The organism is Rhizobium sp. SEMIA4064, from assembly GCF_003025035.1.
GTDB lineage: Bacteria > Pseudomonadota > Alphaproteobacteria > Rhizobiales > Rhizobiaceae > Rhizobium > Rhizobium paranaense.
In genome coordinates this window covers 320,932-336,111 of the sequence record NZ_PYJN01000019.1, presented here as the reverse complement: position 1 = coordinate 336,111, position 15,180 = coordinate 320,932, and the positions used below count along the sequence as shown (strand labels likewise).

Sequence of the window (15,180 nt, the reverse complement as noted above, 5' to 3'; positions counted from 1 at the left end):
TTGCTGTGGCCGAATTTTCGAGGGAATCAAGACGATGCGTCTAACGATCAAAGCCAAGCTGGTGGGGGCGTTTGCCTTCATCATCCTCATGTTGATAGGCACGGCCGGCTACGGCATCATGAGCCTCAGCGCTTTCAACGACACCATCAGCAATGTGCTCGAAGGCCCCGTGGAGCGACTGGAGTTGACGCAGCAGGTCAACATCTCCCAGCTCCAAGTCATTCGTCAGCAGAAGAACCTTCTTGCGGCCCACAATGACGACGAAGCCAAGGCGGCGCTCGCTGCCGGCGACGTCGCACGCAAGCAGCTTGCTGACACCTTGGCCGCCGTGGACAAGGTCGCGACCGAAGAAAGCCGTGCTCATTGGGATTCCGTCGAAGCCACCGCGGCGAAGTTCATCCAGGCCGACGATCAGATTCGCCAACTGCTGAAGGCAGGCGACAAGGAAGGCGCAAGCACCGTCTCCGTTACCGATGCCCGCAGGGCCGCCAACGAGATCGACAAGGCACTCGACGCTCTGCTCGTCATCGAAAAGCAGAAAATGAAGGAAGCGGATGACGGCGCCGACGTGCAATATGCCGGCACCCGTCTGACGATGCTCGTTGCCGCCGGTGTGGCGCTGCTGATCGCCGCTGTGACCGCTTATTGGATCGCGAACACGATCAGCAAGGGTCTCGCCCGCGCCAACACCGTCGTTCGCGAGGTTTCCGAGGGTGATCTGACGAAGACGGTAGAGATCACCAATCAGGACGAAATCGGCGAATTGCTGGGCAACGTCAATGTCATGATCGAACGTCTGCGTGGCGTCGTTGCCGATGCGCTGGGTGCGGCTGACAATGTCTCCTCGGGCAGCCAGCAGCTTTCGGCAAGCTCGGAGCAGGTGTCGCAGGGCGCGACCGAGCAGGCGGCTTCGGCTGAAGAAGCTTCGGCTTCGATGGAGCAGATGGCGGCCAACATCAAGCAGAATGCCGATAATGCCGCGCAGACGGAGAAGATCGCGCGTCAGTCGGCCAAGGATGCGGAAGCAAGCGGCGATGCCGTGACCCGCGCCGTCAGCGCCATGCGTACCATCGCTGAGAAGATCGGCATTGTGCAGGAGATCGCCCGCCAGACTGATTTGCTTGCTCTGAACGCGGCTGTGGAAGCGGCCCGTGCCGGCGAACACGGCAAGGGCTTTGCGGTCGTCGCCTCGGAAGTGCGCAAGCTTGCCGAGCGCAGCCAATCGGCGGCTGCCGAGATCAGCTCGATGTCGAGCGATACCGTCAAGGCGGCCGCCGAGGCCGGCGATATGCTTGGCCGTCTGGTGCCGGACATCCGCAAGACGGCCGAACTCGTCTCCGAGATCAGTGCTGCCTGCCGTGAGCAGGATATTGGTGCGGCCCAGATCAACGAGGCGATCCAGCAGCTCGACAAGGTGACGCAGCAGAATGCCGGCGCTTCGGAAGAAATGTCGGCCACTTCGGAAGAGTTGGCCGCCCAAGCTGAAGAGCTGCAGGCCTCTATCGCCTTCTTCAAGGTCGATACCGCAGGCAGCAAAGTCTCGGCCAGGAAGTTACCCGCCAAGGCGGCGGCAAACAAGGCTGTTGCGCCGCTCGCCAACCGCCGCGTCACGTCGGCTGTTCCGGCGCAGACCGTCGCCGCCCAGCAGGCTCGCGCCAAGGGCTTTGCTCTCGATCTTTCCATGGGCGGCCCGGATGCCGGTGACGAGGATTTTCGCGAAAGCGCCTGAGCGCTTCTTCGATGACTTCTGCCGGGACCTTCGTGGTCCCGGCGTTCTGATATCCCCAACGTGTGTATGCGTTGGCGTCGTGGTTCCTGAGATGTCCGGTGACGGGGAAGTGAATGGATCGCTTTCCCTGGTTCGAAGGCTCTCTTTATCGGTACGACGCTGTCAAACGGTGACGCCGTTCCGCAATACCCATTTTGCCTCTTTGTTTTCGGGGATAGGACAATGCGTTTCTCCATCAAACTGAAATTAGGTCTCGCCTTCGGCACAATGACGCTGCTTTTGATCGGCATCGCGGTCTATGGCAGCATCAGTCTTGGTCACCTCAATGATGCCAGCAACGGAATGACGGCGGGTCCTGTCAAACAGTTGCAAACAGCGCTCGACGCCAACATCGCCGCCGTGGAAGCCATTCGGGCGCAGAAAGATGCGCTGATTGCCAATGGCGATGCGGAAACTGCCTTCTACAAGGAATCCAGCACCTATCTCGATACCATGTCCTCTCAAGCTCAGGATGGGCTTGCTATCGCGACAGTGGAAGGCAAACCCCTCTGGGAGAAGCTGATATCGCTTGGCCAGACCTTCCGCCAGCGTTCCACCGAGCTGCAGGCGCTTGAAGCCAAGGGCGATCACGCCGGCGCCGAGGCGCTTTCGGACGGCGAACTGACCGACCTCAGCAAACAGATGACCGGCGCGATCAACAGTCTCGTCGACATTCAGAAAAAGGTGCTGGCGGCCACGGACGCGGCCGGCGATCAGCTTTATGAAGACACGCTGATGATCCTGGCTGCCGTTTCCGCCGTGGCGTTGATCATCGCATTGAGCGCCGCCTTCTGGATTACGCTCGGGATCAATCGCGGCCTGGGCAAGGTGTCTGACATCGCCAAGGCCGTGGCGACCGGCGACCTCAATCAGAAGGTCGAGGTCAAGACGAATGACGAGATCAAGGATCTGATCGATACCGTCAATGTCATGACCTCGAACCTGCGCGCCACCGCCGCTGTGGCGGATCGCATCGCGATGGGCGATCTCTCCGTTGCCGTGAAGCCGCTCTCCGACAAGGATGTTCTCGGCCTGGCGATGCAGAGCATGGTCGCCAACCTGCGCGTCACATCCGATATCGCCACGAAGATTTCCGACGGCGATCTGACGGTCACGCCGAAGCCACTTTCCGACAAGGATGTTCTTGGCTTGGCGCTGGAGCAGATGGTCGAACGTCTGCGTGGCGTCGTTGCCGATGCGCTGGGTGCGGCTGACAATGTCTCCTCGGGCAGCCAGCAGCTTTCGGCAAGCTCGGAGCAGGTGTCGCAGGGCGCGACCGAGCAGGCGGCTTCGGCTGAAGAAGCTTCGGCTTCGATGGAGCAGATGGCGGCCAACATCAAGCAGAATGCCGATAATGCCGCGCAGACGGAGAAGATCGCGCGTCAGTCGGCCAAGGATGCGGAAGCAAGCGGCGATGCCGTGACCCGCGCCGTCAGCGCCATGCGTACCATCGCTGAGAAGATCGGCATTGTGCAGGAGATCGCCCGCCAGACTGATTTGCTTGCTCTGAACGCGGCTGTGGAAGCGGCCCGTGCCGGCGAACACGGCAAGGGCTTTGCGGTCGTCGCCTCGGAAGTGCGCAAGCTTGCCGAGCGCAGCCAATCGGCGGCTGCCGAGATCAGCTCGATGTCGAGCGATACCGTCAAGGCGGCCGCCGAGGCCGGCGATATGCTTGGCCGTCTGGTGCCGGACATCCGCAAGACGGCCGAACTCGTCTCCGAGATCAGTGCTGCCTGCCGTGAGCAGGATATTGGTGCGGCCCAGATCAACGAGGCGATCCAGCAGCTCGACAAGGTGACGCAGCAGAATGCCGGCGCTTCGGAAGAAATGTCGGCCACTTCGGAAGAGTTGGCCGCCCAAGCTGAAGAGCTGCAGGCCTCCATCGCCTTCTTCAAGGTCGATACATCGTCCAATCGCACAAGCCGGACGGTCGCGGCCAAGGCGACCGGCAGGGTGCCGGCAGCGAACGTTCGTCAGCCGAGAGCGGCGAAGCCCACCACGGTTCAGGCGCAACAGGCACGTCTCAAGGGGTTTGCTCTCGATCTCTCCATGGGCGGCCCGGACGATGACGACCTCGAATTCAAGGAAAGTGCATGACCATGGCTACACCCGCTTTGGAAGCGCAATTCGTCACCTTCAGCCTCGGCGAGGAAGTCTTCGCCGTGCCTGTCGAAGTCGTCCGCGAAATCCTGGATTATGCCGAGGCTTTCAAGATTCCGAACGGGCCGGATTACCTGCTCGGCCTGCGCGATGTGCGCGGGCAGGGCGTTCCGACCATAGATCTCCGTCTGAAGCTTGGCCTCTCCAAGACCGTGCCGACCCCGCATACCCGCGTGCTGGTGCTGGATATTCCGATCGAAGCCAAGGTGCTGACGCTCGGCCTCGTCGCCGACCGCGTCTTCGAAGTCACCCCCTTCCGGCGGGACCAGATCGAAGCGGCGCCGGATATCGGCGTGCGCTGGCGTTCCGACTACATCGCCGGCGTCGTGCGCCGGGAGAATGGCTTCGTCGTCATCGTCGATCTCGCCCGCTTGCTGTCGCGGGAAGACACCGTCGCGCTCGATCCGCATCGCGCCGGTCATGCTGCATAGGAATTCGTCAGGGAGTGGATGGATGGGAATGGCCGCAGTTCAGGAGAGCCAAATCATCGGTGACCGCATCAGCACGCGGAATTTCGAGAAGCTGGCGCGTTTCATCTATGACTATAGCGGCATCAAGATGCCGTCGACGAAACTGACGATGCTGGAGGGGCGGTTGCGGCGGCGCCTGCGCGCGACCAGCATTGCATCATTCGACGAGTATTGCGATTTCCTGTTCAATCATGGCGGCCTTGAACAGGAAACGGTCTATCTCATCGATGCGGTAACGACCAATAAGACTGATTTCTTCCGTGAAGCCAAGCATTTCGAATTCATGCAGACTATGGCTTTGCCGATGCTGATGCGCGCCGGCCATCGCCGCCTGCGCGCATGGAGTGCCGCCTGCTCGACTGGGGCTGAGCCCTATTCGATGGCGATGGTGATGGAGGAATTTTCCGCGAGCGAAGGCGGCATCGATTATGCGATCCTGGCGACGGATCTCAGCACCGACGTGCTGCAATCGGCCAGGAGCGGCATCTACACTGATGATATGGTGTTGCCCGTTCCGGCCGAGTTGAAGCGCAAATACGTCATGGCCGCGAAAGTCCCGGACAGGCGGGAGGTGCGCATCACGCCGCGGCTGCGCTCGAAAATCGGCTTTGGCCGGATGAACCTGATGGACGAGAAATATCAGGTGGGCGATGCCATACACATCATCTTCTGCCGCAACGTCCTCATCTATTTCGACAAGCAGACGCAAGCCGGCGTTCTTTCGCGCCTCTGCGATTGTCTGGTGCCTGGCGGCTACATGTTCATCGGCCACTCGGAATCGATTACCGGCTTTGACTTACCGCTGAAACAGGTTTCCAACACGGTCTTTCAGCGAATCTAGGGCAGGTCAGCATGCCGAAGAAAATCCGCGTTCTGATCGTCGACGACTCCGCCAGCGTACGCCAGACGCTTGCGGCACTTTTATCTGACGATCCCGAGCTCGAGGTCATGGGGGTAGCGACCGATCCCTTCATGGCCGCCCGGAAGATCCAGGAGGAGGTACCCGATGTCATCACGCTGGATGTCGAGATGCCGCGCATGGATGGCATCACGTTCCTGCGCAAGCTGATGTCGCAGCGGCCGATCCCCGTCGTCATGTGCTCGTCGCTGACGGAGGCGGGTTCGGAGACGTTGCTGCAGGCCTTGGAAGCCGGTGCGGTGGATATCATCCAGAAGCCGCGGATCGGCGCGGCCGATTATCTGGCCGAGGAGGCGATGCGCATCCGTGAGGTGGTCAGGAGTGCATCCCATGCCAGGATGCCGAATGTCCGGCGCTTCGAAGCACGCTCAGCTTCCGCTTCGGGACCGGCCAGGAAGCTGACGGCCGACGCCATGCTGCCGCCGCCGACCGGCCGCGCCATGGCGAAGACGACGGAAATGGTCGTCTGCGTCGGCGCTTCGACAGGCGGCACCGAAGCATTGCGCGAGATGCTGGAGGCGCTGCCCGCCAATGCGCCGGGCATGGTCATCGTCCAGCACATGCCGGAAAAGTTTACCGCCGCCTTCGCCAAGCGGCTGAACAGCCTCTGTGAAGTGGAAGTCAAGGAAGCGGTCGATGGCGATCCGGTTCTGCGCGGCCATGTGCTGATCGCCCCCGGCGACAATCATATGCTGCTGGAACGGCAGGGTGCGCGTTACCATGTCGCTGTCAAAAAGGGGCCGCTGGTTTCGCGCCACCGGCCCTCCGTCGATGTCCTCTTCCGCTCGGCGGCGCGGGCGGCCGGATCGAATGCCATGGGTATCATCATGACCGGCATGGGCGACGACGGCGCGCGCGGCATGTTCGAGATGAAGCAGGCCGGCGCCTATACCGTTGCCCAGGACGAGGCGACCTCCGTCGTTTTCGGCATGCAGAAGGAAGCGATCGCCCGTGGCGGCGTCGATCGCGTCGTACCGCTGGAGCAGATCGCCCGTGAGATCCTGATGGCGCAGCAGAAGTTTTAGAGCCTCTTATCCGCTTATACGTGTTGGCATGGTGTGATGGTTTTTGGCCGAGGCGGCCATGTCACGACGCCGGCCTGATGAGAAAACCAGGCCTTCCGCCTCGCTGTACTTGAAATTCCCCCGATTTTGTGGTCTTGAGGCCGCCAATCTTTATCGCGCTGCCGATCCCGCTCCGCCGGGGCCTGTTTTCGGGTCCGGTCAGTGCCTTCTATATTACCCAAGGAAGCCCGATGGCCCGTTCAGCTCTTCTCAATGTCATGGTTCAGGCTGCCCTCAAGGCAGGCAAGTCGCTCAGCCGCGATTTCGGTGAAGTGCAGAACCTGCAGGTTTCGGTGAAGGGGCCGGGCGATTTCGTCAGCCAGGCCGATCTCAAAGCGCAGAAGATCATTCACGACGAGCTGCTGAAAGCGCGGCCGACCTATGGCTTCCTCGGCGAAGAGAGCGAAGAGATCAAGGGCACCGACGGCGCGCATCGCTGGATCGTCGATCCCCTCGACGGCACAACCAACTTCCTGCACGGCATTCCGATGTTCTCCATCTCGATCGCGCTGGAGCGCAATGGCGAGATCGTCGGAGGCGTCGTCTTCAATCCGGCGACGGACGAGCTCTACACTGCCGAGCGCGGCGGTGGCGCCTTCCTCAACGACCGCCGCCTGCGCGTCGCCTCGCGCCGCGTGCTTTCGGATTGCGTCATTGGCTGCGGCGTTCCGCATCTCGGCCGCGGCAACCACGGCAAGTTCCTGGTCGAGCTGCGCCATGTGATGGGTGAAGTCGCCGGCATCCGCCGCCTCGGTTCGGCAGCGCTCGATCTCGCCTATGTCGCCGCCGGCCGCTTCGACGGCTTCTGGGAAATGGGCCTGTCGCCGTGGGATATGGCAGCCGGTATCCTGCTGGTGCGTGAAGCTGGCGGTTTCGTCCTGGATTTCGACGGCGGCACCGATATGCTCGGCACCGGCTCGATCATCTGCGGTAACGAGCATATTCAAAAGGCGCTGGCCGAGGTCGTCAAGCGGCCTATCCCGACGAAATAAGGATCGCTTCCCGGCAATTGCCTGCGGCAAAACAGGCTGTTGCCAACGGATTGTTTTGTGTTTTCCGTCTCTTCAATTCGGCGCAATGTTGCTCTAGTCTCCGGGGCGGAGAATGCGGAGGCGAAGCGTGCGATGGAAAATGTGAATCTGGGGGATCTGGGGTCGACCGACAATGTGTCGGGCAATTACACCTACAAGCTCTCCAGCCCGATGGCCTTCTTTTGGACGATGATCCTTTTCCTGGTCATTGTCGGTTTTATCGTGGCGATCCTGTTTCGCCAGGCTCAAGTCGCCTTCCTGCATAATCCAGGCCTCAACGGATTGATCCTCGGCGTGCTGGCCGTCGGTATTCTGCTGGTCTTCAATCACGTCCTGATGCTCAGGCCGGAAGTTCGCTGGTTCAACCATTTCCGCGCCGTCGGCAATGCTGCCGACAAGGTCGGTCGCAATCCCAGGCTTCTGGCGCCCATGCGGGCGCTGATCGGCAACCGGCGCGGCATGCAATTGTCGACGGCGACACTGCGCTCGATCCTCGATTCCATCGCCACCCGCCTTGACGAGTCGCGCGACACGTCGCGCTATCTTATCGGCCTGCTCGTCTTCCTCGGCCTGCTCGGCACCTTCTGGGGCCTGATCGGTACGATCGGCTCGATCAACGATGTTATCCAGAGCCTTGATGTCGGCTCCGGCGACACCGGTGACATTCTCGGCGCGCTGAAGACCGGCCTTTCCGGCCCGCTGGTCGGCATGGGCACGGCATTTTCTTCCTCGCTGCTCGGCCTTTCCGGCTCGCTGATTCTCGGGTTTCTCGACCTTCAGGCCGGCCGCGCGCAGAACCGCTTCTACACCGAACTGGAAAACTGGCTTTCTTCCGTCACCGATGTCGGCTCGGATATCTCTCCGGTGATCGAAGGTGCCAACGGTGCATCCTCCGAGGATGTGCGTGCGCTTTCGGAATATCTGCGCAAGATCGCGGAAGAAGGTGGCGGCGGCCAGCGTTCGGTGACGGCCATGGCGAACCTCGCCGAGGGCATCCAGGGCCTGGTCAAAAACATGCGCAACGAGCAGCAGATGCTGCGCGACTGGATCGAAGCGCAGCAGGAAGAGGCGAAATCGATGCGCCGCACGCTTGATCGCCTCGCCGATCGCATCAGCCACACCGAGAAGACCGGGAGCAAGTAAGTCATGGCGCTCGCGCGAAACAGTCGCCACAAGAGAACGGTCGATTATTGGCCAGGCTTCGTCGATGCGCTCTCCACGCTGCTGATGGCGATCATGTTCCTGCTGACGGTATTCGTCGTCGGTCAGTTCATCCTGAGCCGTGAGATTTCCGGCCGCGACGAGGTGCTGAATCGCCTCAATAGCCAGATCAACGAATTGACGCAGGCATTGGCGCTCGAAAAGAGCGGCAAGCAGGATCTGGAGGATTCCGTCGCCAATCTGCAAGCGTCGCTTTCGGCGGTAGAGGGCGACCGCTCGCGTCTGCAGGCGCTGCTCGACGCCGGCTCCGGCAACAGTCAGGCGGCGCAACAGCGGGTTGGCACGCTGACGCAGCAGCTTGACGAGCAGAAGCAGGCGAGTGCCCGCGCGCTGAGCCAGGTCGATCTTCTCAACCAGCAGATCGCTGCACTGCGCAGCCAGATCGCCGCCGTCGAGGCCGCGTTGCAGGCATCGGAGCAGAAGGATCAGACGTCGCAGGTGAAGATCGCCGATCTTGGACGGCGGCTGAATGTGGCGCTGGCGCAGCGCGTGCAGGAGCTGAACCGTTATCGTTCCGACTTCTTCGGGCGCTTGCGCGAAATTCTCTCCGACCGCGACAATATCCGTATCGTCGGCGACCGCTTCGTCTTCCAGTCGGAAGTGCTGTTCCCTTCGGGTGCGGCGGATCTCAATCCGGACGGTCAGGCGGAGATGGCCAAGCTTGCTGCCGCATTGATCGACCTTTCCAAGGAAATTCCGCCCGAGATCAACTGGGTGCTGCGTGTCGACGGCCATACCGACAATGTGCCGCTCTCGGGCAGCGGCCGCTATCCTGACAACTGGGCTCTGTCGTCGGCGCGCGCCATCGCCGTCGTCAAGTTCCTGATTGCCCACGGCGTTCCCGCGGATCGGCTTGTGGCCGCCGGCTTCGGAGAGTTCCAGCCGATCGCTCCGGGTGATACGCCGGAAGCCCGCGCCACCAACCGCCGTATCGAGTTGAAGCTGACGGAGAAATAATCGTCAGTTTCGGTCGGCCTGAATGGTATCGAGGCGCGCCTGCAAGAATTCGCGGACGGCGGAACTGTTGCTAAGCCCGATCGCAGTGCGATAGGCCGTAACGGCGCTTTCCGTTTCTCCGGTTTCCGCAAGCAGATGGGCGCGGACGGCCCAATAGGGTTGGTAGCTGAGGATATCGCGCTCAGCCAACTGGTTCAGCTTGTGCAATCCGGCCGCAGCCCCCTGTGCCCGTCCGATAACAGCGGCCTGGCTGACGCGAGCGCCGACGGTGGGTTTCATCAGCACGAGTGCGTCATAGAGCTTTGCGAGCGCCGTCCAGTCAGTGACACCGGAGCGTCGGCGTTCAGAATGAACGGATTGGATGGCCGCCTGGCATTGGAATGGGCCGAAGCGATCGAAGGCCCCTGCCTGCCACAGCAGGCTATCGGCTTCGGCCATCATGATGGCGTTCCACCGCGCAGTGTCCTGATCTGCGAGTGGCACATAGCGGCCATCCGCATCCCGGCGAGCGGTACGGCGGGCTTCGCAGTAAAGCATCAGGGACAACAAGCCTGTCACCTCTGGCTCTTGTGGCATGGTGGCGAGCAGGGCGCGGCCAAGCCAGATGGCTTCGTCTGCCAGGGAGTTGCGCTTGTCATCTTCGCCATCGAGCCCATCCCAGCCGAGGCCATAGGCGGCATAGATCGCCGAAAGGACGCTCGTCAGCCGTTCCGGCAGCGCGGAGCGGTCGGGGACGCTCAAGGGAATATGGGCCTCGCGGATTTTGGTCTTTGCCCGAACCAGCCTCTGGCTCATCGTTTCCGGTGAGACGATGAAGGCTTGCGCCATGGTCCTGGCGTCTATGCCGAGAACCGTTTGCAGCATCAACGGCGTATGGACGGACCGGTCGATCGCCGGATGGGTGCAGGTAAACAGCAGCTTCAGCCGCTCGTCGGGGAAGGTGGGGCCATCCGCATTCATGCGCTCCTCCGCTTCCTCGAAAGCCAGGGCGATCGTATCGCGGGCGGCGGCCTTGACGTTTGCATGCCTGGCGGCGCCAAAAAGATTGCGTCGTGCCGCGACCAACAGCCAGGCCTCAGGATTGTCGGGAATGCCGCGTGCCGGCCAAGTGCGAAGTGCGGCTGCAAGTGCTTCGGACAGCGCATCCTCCGCCGCCGGCACATCGCCAGAGCGCGCTGCGAGGAAAGCGATCAACTTGCCGTAGGATTGGCGCGCCACCCGTTCGGTGGCGCGTCCAACGTCATGGTTCATGGCCATCTCACATTTTCAGGCGCGGCCGTACTTCGACGGATCCCTGCTGAGAGATCGGCACGCGCCCGGCCCATTCCAAAGCGGCGTCGAGATTCGGAACATCGATCAGATAGAAGCCGCCGAGCTGCTCCTTACCTTCCGGGAAGGGACCGTCCTGCACATCGTGGTCTTCGCCGCGGCGGCGCACGACCGTTGCGGTTTCCGGCTGGGTCAATCCGGCACCGCCGGTCATGATGCCGGCCTGGATAAGCGCCTGGGTATAGGCGATCCAGCCATTCTTGTAGGCGGGATCCTCGCGCCGCTTAAAATCCTCGGCCGATTCACGGATGATCAACGCATATTCCATGGGGAAACTCCTGCTGGCTGTGTTGGCGGTAAGCCGGACTGGACGCTGCATCTAAGGAGCAAATGCTAAAATGTGCAACGCCGCCGGCGAAACGGCTTCATGCCCGTTTCAATACCATGAGCCGCGAGCGAGGCCGATTTCGACAGACCGGAGCAGATTTTCCGAAATTTTTTTGATGGGCAAACGAAAACGGCCGGTGCGCCCGAAGGCGACCGGCCGTGGAAGGCTATAGTGCTCGACGCGAAGTCTTAGGCAGTGGTCTGGTCGTCGATAGCGGCAGCGCCGACATGGGACTTGATCGATTCAATGGCGTGGAGGGCCGAAGCCTTCGCCTTGTAGCCTTCGGAGGCAAACATGGTTTCGCCGTTCGAGGCCTTGAACCGGAAGCGGAATTCGCCAGCCTTGTCCTTGTAGACTTCAAATTTATACATGGTTCCCGTCTCCTAGAATCGCGTCAGCGCGAGATAACGCCAAAAATCTAGCGCAACTTTAAAGCTATTTCCACCTGTTGTATTCAGCTTGCTTGATCCCTCGTCATTTGACGGCAAGCATGCGGTCCTCGATGCCGGCGTCGAATTGCAGCCGCGCCAGTTTGGCGTAGATGCCGCCATGATGGATCAGGCTTTGATGCGTGCCTTCTTCGACGATGCGGCCCTGATCGAGCACCAGGATGCGGTCGGCCTTCAGAACCGTTGCCAGGCGATGGGCGATGACGAGGGTGGTGCGCGTTTCCATCAGGCCATCGAGTGCCTTCTGCACCAGCGTTTCGCTCTCTGCGTCGAGTGCCGATGTCGCTTCGTCGAGCAGCAGGATCGGCGCATTCTTCAGGATGGCGCGGGCAATGGCGATGCGCTGGCGCTGGCCGCCGGAAAGGGTAATGCCGCGCTCGCCGACGTTCGTGTCGTAACCTTTGTCCAGCCGCGAGATGAACTCATCCGCCTGAGCGGCGATCGCTGCGGCGCGGACCTCGTCGCGGGAGGCTTCGGGGCGGCCGAAGGCAATGTTGTCATGGATAGAGGCGGCGAAAATGGTCGTGTCCTGCGGCACGATGGCGATGCGGTCACGCAGGGCATCGGGCAAGACGCGACGGGCGTCGATGCCGTCGATGGCGACGCTACCCTGTTGCGGATCATAGAAGCGCAGCAGCAGCGAGAAGACCGTGCTCTTGCCGGCACCGGAAGGGCCGACGATCGCCACGGTCTCGCCCGGCTTGACGGAAAGCGAGAGGCCATGCAGCGCCGATTTGCCCGGCCGCGACGGATAGGAGAAATGTACGTCGGAGAATTCCACGCGGCCCTGCGGCGGCTGGGGCAGGAGCAGCGGATCGGCGGGGACGGCGATCGGCGAGACTTCAGCCAGAAGTTCGCCCAAGCGATCAGCCGCGCCCGCGGCTTGTGACAGCTCGCCCCAGACTTCCGACAGCGAGCCGAGCGACGTGCCGGCGATCACGGAGTAGAGGAGGAACTGGCCAAGCGTTCCCGCCGACATCGTTCCGGCCAGAACATTCTGCGCGCCGACCCAAAGCACGGCAACGATGCTGCCGAAGACCATGGTGATGGCAAAGCCGGTCAGCAGCGAGCGGGATTTGATCGCAGCACGCGCCGCCTGATAGGCATCCTCGACCGCGGCGCCATAGCGCTGCGCTGCCGCCGCCTCGCCGTTAAAGGCCTGGATGGTGCGGCTGGCGGCGATGGTTTCGTTCGCATAGGCGGATGCATTGGCGAGCGTATCCTGTGCGGCGCGCGAGCGCTTGCGCACGGAGCGACCGAAGCTGACGAGTGGCAGCACGATGACCGGAATGGCAATCAGCACGATGCTCGATAGCTTCGGGCTGGTGACGATCATCATGCCCACGGCGCCAAGACAGAGAATGAGATTGCGCAGCGCCACCGAAGCCGTTGCGCCGACAGCAGACTTGATCTGCGTCGTGTCGGCCGTCAGCCGCGAGACGATCTCGCCGGATTGATTGACATCGAAGAAGGAGGGCGACAGCCGCGTCACATGATCGAAGACTTCGCGGCGCATATCAGAGACGATGCGCTCACCAATGGTAATGACAAAATAATAGCGCAGCGCGCTTGCGATCGCGAGGATGACGGCCATAGCCATCATCGCGGCGAAATAGCTGTCGATGAGACCGCGATCGGACTGATCGAAGCCATGGTCGATCATGCGCCGCACGGCAAGCGGCAAAGCGAGGGAGGTGACGGCAGCAACGGTCAGGGCGATCAGCGCGCCCAGCACCATGCCGCGATAGCGCCTGAGATAGGGTGCCAGGCGGCTAAGCGGCCGAATGGATCTGCGTTTTTTCTCGTCTGCCTGGGCCGTCTCTGACAAGTCGTCTCCAATCCCCATATCAGCAAGGGACTTCGCTCTTTCGCCCCTTGTTATCCTTGCTGCCTTCATGTATAGGCACGCCATCTTAATTGGAAGCCGTGGCCTCAATCGGACTGCGGCTTCATTTATTCAATCGGTTCGGTTGCCGCAATGGCTTGCGACAAATGGACCCTGGCATGACAGGAAGATTGTTATGAAGGCCAACATCCATCCCGACTACCACACGATCAAGGTGGTCATGACCGACGGCACCGAATACGAAACCCGCTCGACCTGGGGTTCGGAAGGCGCTGTCATGAACCTCGAAATCGACAGCAAGTCTCACCCGGCCTGGACCGGCGGCAACCAGCAGCTCATGGACCGCGGCGGCCGCGTTTCCAAGTTCAACAAGCGTTTCGGCGGCCTCGGCATCTAATCGCTTCGAGATTTGGTATTTTGAAAGAGCCCGGTTTTGCCGGGCTTTTTTGTTGTCTTGTCAGGCCCATCGCTGCCATTCGTCTTCCGACCAAACAAAATAAAACCGGCTGTGCAGAACACGACCGGTTTATTCGTCAGCCATAGGCTACTGAATTCAGGTATTTCCAAATGCCGTCTGCAGCAGGCTGAGCTGCGCTTTGACGCTGTTCTGGTTGTCCGGAACGATCGGAGCTTCCGTCGGGCGATAGATCTCGCGGTCGAGCAGGGCGACGCGATTCTGAAGGCGCAAGGAGCGCTCGACGAGGTCACGGAAGGCTTCCGGAAGGTCGTTCCAGCCGGGTGCGTTGCGGTCGACGTTGAAGCCGTCGAGACGGACCTTGTTCTTTTCAGCCAGCACCTGATCCCGCGACATTTCACCGTTGTTGACGGCGCGCTGCAGCAGCAGCCACGAGGCCATCTGCATGAGGCGGGTGGTCAGGCGCATGGATTCAGCCGCATAAAGCACGGAGGCCATGCGCGGAAGAACCTTGGAAGCGGCACGGCCCTGACCGTCGAGGTAAGCCGCGGTTTCTTCAACCAGCGCCATGCCTTCGGAATAAAGCATCCTGAACTGCGCCGACGAAGCTGCATGGCCAGCAAAGCTGATGGTATTCAAACCAAGTTCCGACATCGAAATAATCCCTGCTTCACGCAACACTTTTGTTCAGGAAAATCCGCTCAAGTTCAGAAGAACTCTCGGGTCCGCTCTTATGACTTCAAGATGGTGGTTTTAACTGAAATTCGCAAGGCGATTCTTAAGAAAGGGTTAATCTCCACAGTTTCGTCGGGCGCGCTGCGTCGAGGCGAAAAAGAAGAGCCGCAAAAGCGGCTCTCAAGGTAAAACAGGGAGAAAAATCAGACCAATTCGCCAAGTGGAGGAACTGTCTGAGTCCAGAGCAAATCTGGATGGTCATAGTAATATGTCGTAAAGCTTAATATTCCGTTGAACATGTCTCAATCTGTACTTCGATCGCACAAATCTGCGCTGATGCAGGCTTACGAGCGGAACAGGTTTTCGGCGGCCTGACGGCCGGACGCCTTGGTGGCGATCTCGGCTTCCAGCCGGGCGATCTCCGCCTGCATCAGTGCGACGCGCGCCCTGAGCTCGTCGACGGAGAGCAGCGACAAATCGCTGCCGATTTCGTGCGCGGACGGCTTCTTCGGGCGGTCATCATCGAAAATGCTCATCTGTCTCCTCCT

At 61.0% G+C, this 15,180-nt stretch carries 15 protein-coding genes; 9 read left to right on the top strand and 6 right to left on the bottom strand.

The window, feature by feature from the left end:
• The first annotated feature begins 34 nt into the window (after window positions 1-34).
• The 8 genes from C9E91_RS15380 to C9E91_RS15345 all read left to right on the top strand — a co-directional run bounded on the left by C9E91_RS15380 (window position 35) and on the right by C9E91_RS15345 (window position 9,590).
• Window positions 35-1,729 (top strand): methyl-accepting chemotaxis protein, encoded by a 1,695-nt coding sequence (locus C9E91_RS15380; RefSeq protein ID WP_107109146.1) that lies wholly within the window; start codon window positions 35-37, stop codon window positions 1,727-1,729.
• Between the two features lie 222 nt (window positions 1,730-1,951).
• Window positions 1,952-3,865 carry a methyl-accepting chemotaxis protein gene (locus C9E91_RS15375; protein ID WP_107109145.1) on the top strand — a complete coding sequence of 638 codons (1,914 nt, stop codon included), beginning with the start codon at window positions 1,952-1,954 and terminating at the stop codon, window positions 3,863-3,865.
• Window positions 3,862-4,359 (top strand): chemotaxis protein CheW, encoded by a 498-nt coding sequence (locus tag C9E91_RS15370; protein ID WP_181316092.1) that lies wholly within the window; start codon window positions 3,862-3,864, stop codon window positions 4,357-4,359. Before C9E91_RS15375 ends, C9E91_RS15370 begins: the two co-directional genes overlap by 4 nt.
• A gap of 22 nt (window positions 4,360-4,381) precedes the next feature.
• Window positions 4,382-5,239 carry a CheR family methyltransferase gene (locus C9E91_RS15365; RefSeq protein WP_107109144.1) on the top strand — a complete coding sequence of 286 codons (858 nt, stop codon included), beginning with the start codon at window positions 4,382-4,384 and terminating at the stop codon, window positions 5,237-5,239.
• Between the two features lie 11 nt (window positions 5,240-5,250).
• A complete protein-coding gene (locus C9E91_RS15360) occupies window positions 5,251-6,342 on the top strand; it encodes a protein-glutamate methylesterase/protein-glutamine glutaminase (protein ID WP_107109143.1) in 1,092 nt (363 codons plus the stop codon).
• A gap of 230 nt (window positions 6,343-6,572) precedes the next feature.
• Window positions 6,573-7,373, top strand: a complete 801-nt coding sequence (locus tag C9E91_RS15355; RefSeq protein WP_107109142.1) for an inositol monophosphatase family protein — start codon at window positions 6,573-6,575, stop codon at window positions 7,371-7,373.
• Between the two features lie 132 nt (window positions 7,374-7,505).
• The gene (locus C9E91_RS15350; protein ID WP_107109141.1) at window positions 7,506-8,555 is read left to right on the top strand and encodes a flagellar motor protein MotA; all 1,050 of its coding nucleotides are present in this window, start codon (window positions 7,506-7,508) and stop codon (window positions 8,553-8,555) included.
• 3 nt (window positions 8,556-8,558) lie between these two features.
• Window positions 8,559-9,590, top strand: a complete 1,032-nt coding sequence (locus C9E91_RS15345) for a peptidoglycan -binding protein (protein ID WP_107109140.1) — start codon at window positions 8,559-8,561, stop codon at window positions 9,588-9,590.
• 3 nt (window positions 9,591-9,593) lie between these two features.
• Here the strand turns inward: C9E91_RS15345 and C9E91_RS15340 are convergent, their stop codons facing one another.
• From C9E91_RS15340 to C9E91_RS15325, 4 genes are all read right to left on the bottom strand, one after another.
• Complete coding sequence (locus tag C9E91_RS15340) at window positions 9,594-10,841, bottom strand: RNA polymerase sigma factor (RefSeq protein ID WP_107109462.1); 1,248 nt, start codon at window positions 10,839-10,841, stop codon at window positions 9,594-9,596.
• 7 nt (window positions 10,842-10,848) lie between these two features.
• Complete coding sequence (locus tag C9E91_RS15335) at window positions 10,849-11,187, bottom strand: YciI family protein (RefSeq protein WP_107109139.1); 339 nt, start codon at window positions 11,185-11,187, stop codon at window positions 10,849-10,851.
• A 248-nt stretch (window positions 11,188-11,435) separates the two neighbouring features.
• Window positions 11,436-11,618 carry a YegP family protein gene (locus tag C9E91_RS15330; RefSeq protein ID WP_107109138.1) on the bottom strand — a complete coding sequence of 61 codons (183 nt, stop codon included), beginning with the start codon at window positions 11,616-11,618 and terminating at the stop codon, window positions 11,436-11,438.
• Between the two features lie 103 nt (window positions 11,619-11,721).
• On the bottom strand, window positions 11,722-13,524 hold the full coding sequence (locus C9E91_RS15325) for an ABC transporter transmembrane domain-containing protein (RefSeq protein WP_107109137.1): 1,803 nt from the start codon (window positions 13,522-13,524) through the stop codon (window positions 11,722-11,724).
• A gap of 193 nt (window positions 13,525-13,717) precedes the next feature.
• Here C9E91_RS15325 and rpmE point away from each other — a divergent pair, with 193 nt between their 5' ends.
• Window positions 13,718-13,939 (top strand): 50S ribosomal protein L31, encoded by a 222-nt coding sequence (rpmE, locus tag C9E91_RS15320; RefSeq protein ID WP_104824196.1) that lies wholly within the window; start codon window positions 13,718-13,720, stop codon window positions 13,937-13,939.
• Between the two features lie 156 nt (window positions 13,940-14,095).
• On the opposite strand, the gene rcdA is transcribed toward rpmE, so the two are convergent.
• Together rcdA and C9E91_RS15310 are read right to left on the bottom strand one after the other, a co-directional pair.
• Window positions 14,096-14,611 carry a protease adaptor protein RcdA gene (gene rcdA / locus C9E91_RS15315; RefSeq protein ID WP_107109136.1) on the bottom strand — a complete coding sequence of 172 codons (516 nt, stop codon included), beginning with the start codon at window positions 14,609-14,611 and terminating at the stop codon, window positions 14,096-14,098.
• Window positions 14,612-14,976: 365 nt separating this feature from the next.
• Entirely contained in the window at window positions 14,977-15,168 is a 192-nt protein-coding gene (locus C9E91_RS15310) for a DUF1192 domain-containing protein (RefSeq protein WP_107109135.1), read from the bottom strand.
• Window positions 15,169-15,180 lie beyond the last annotated feature (12 nt).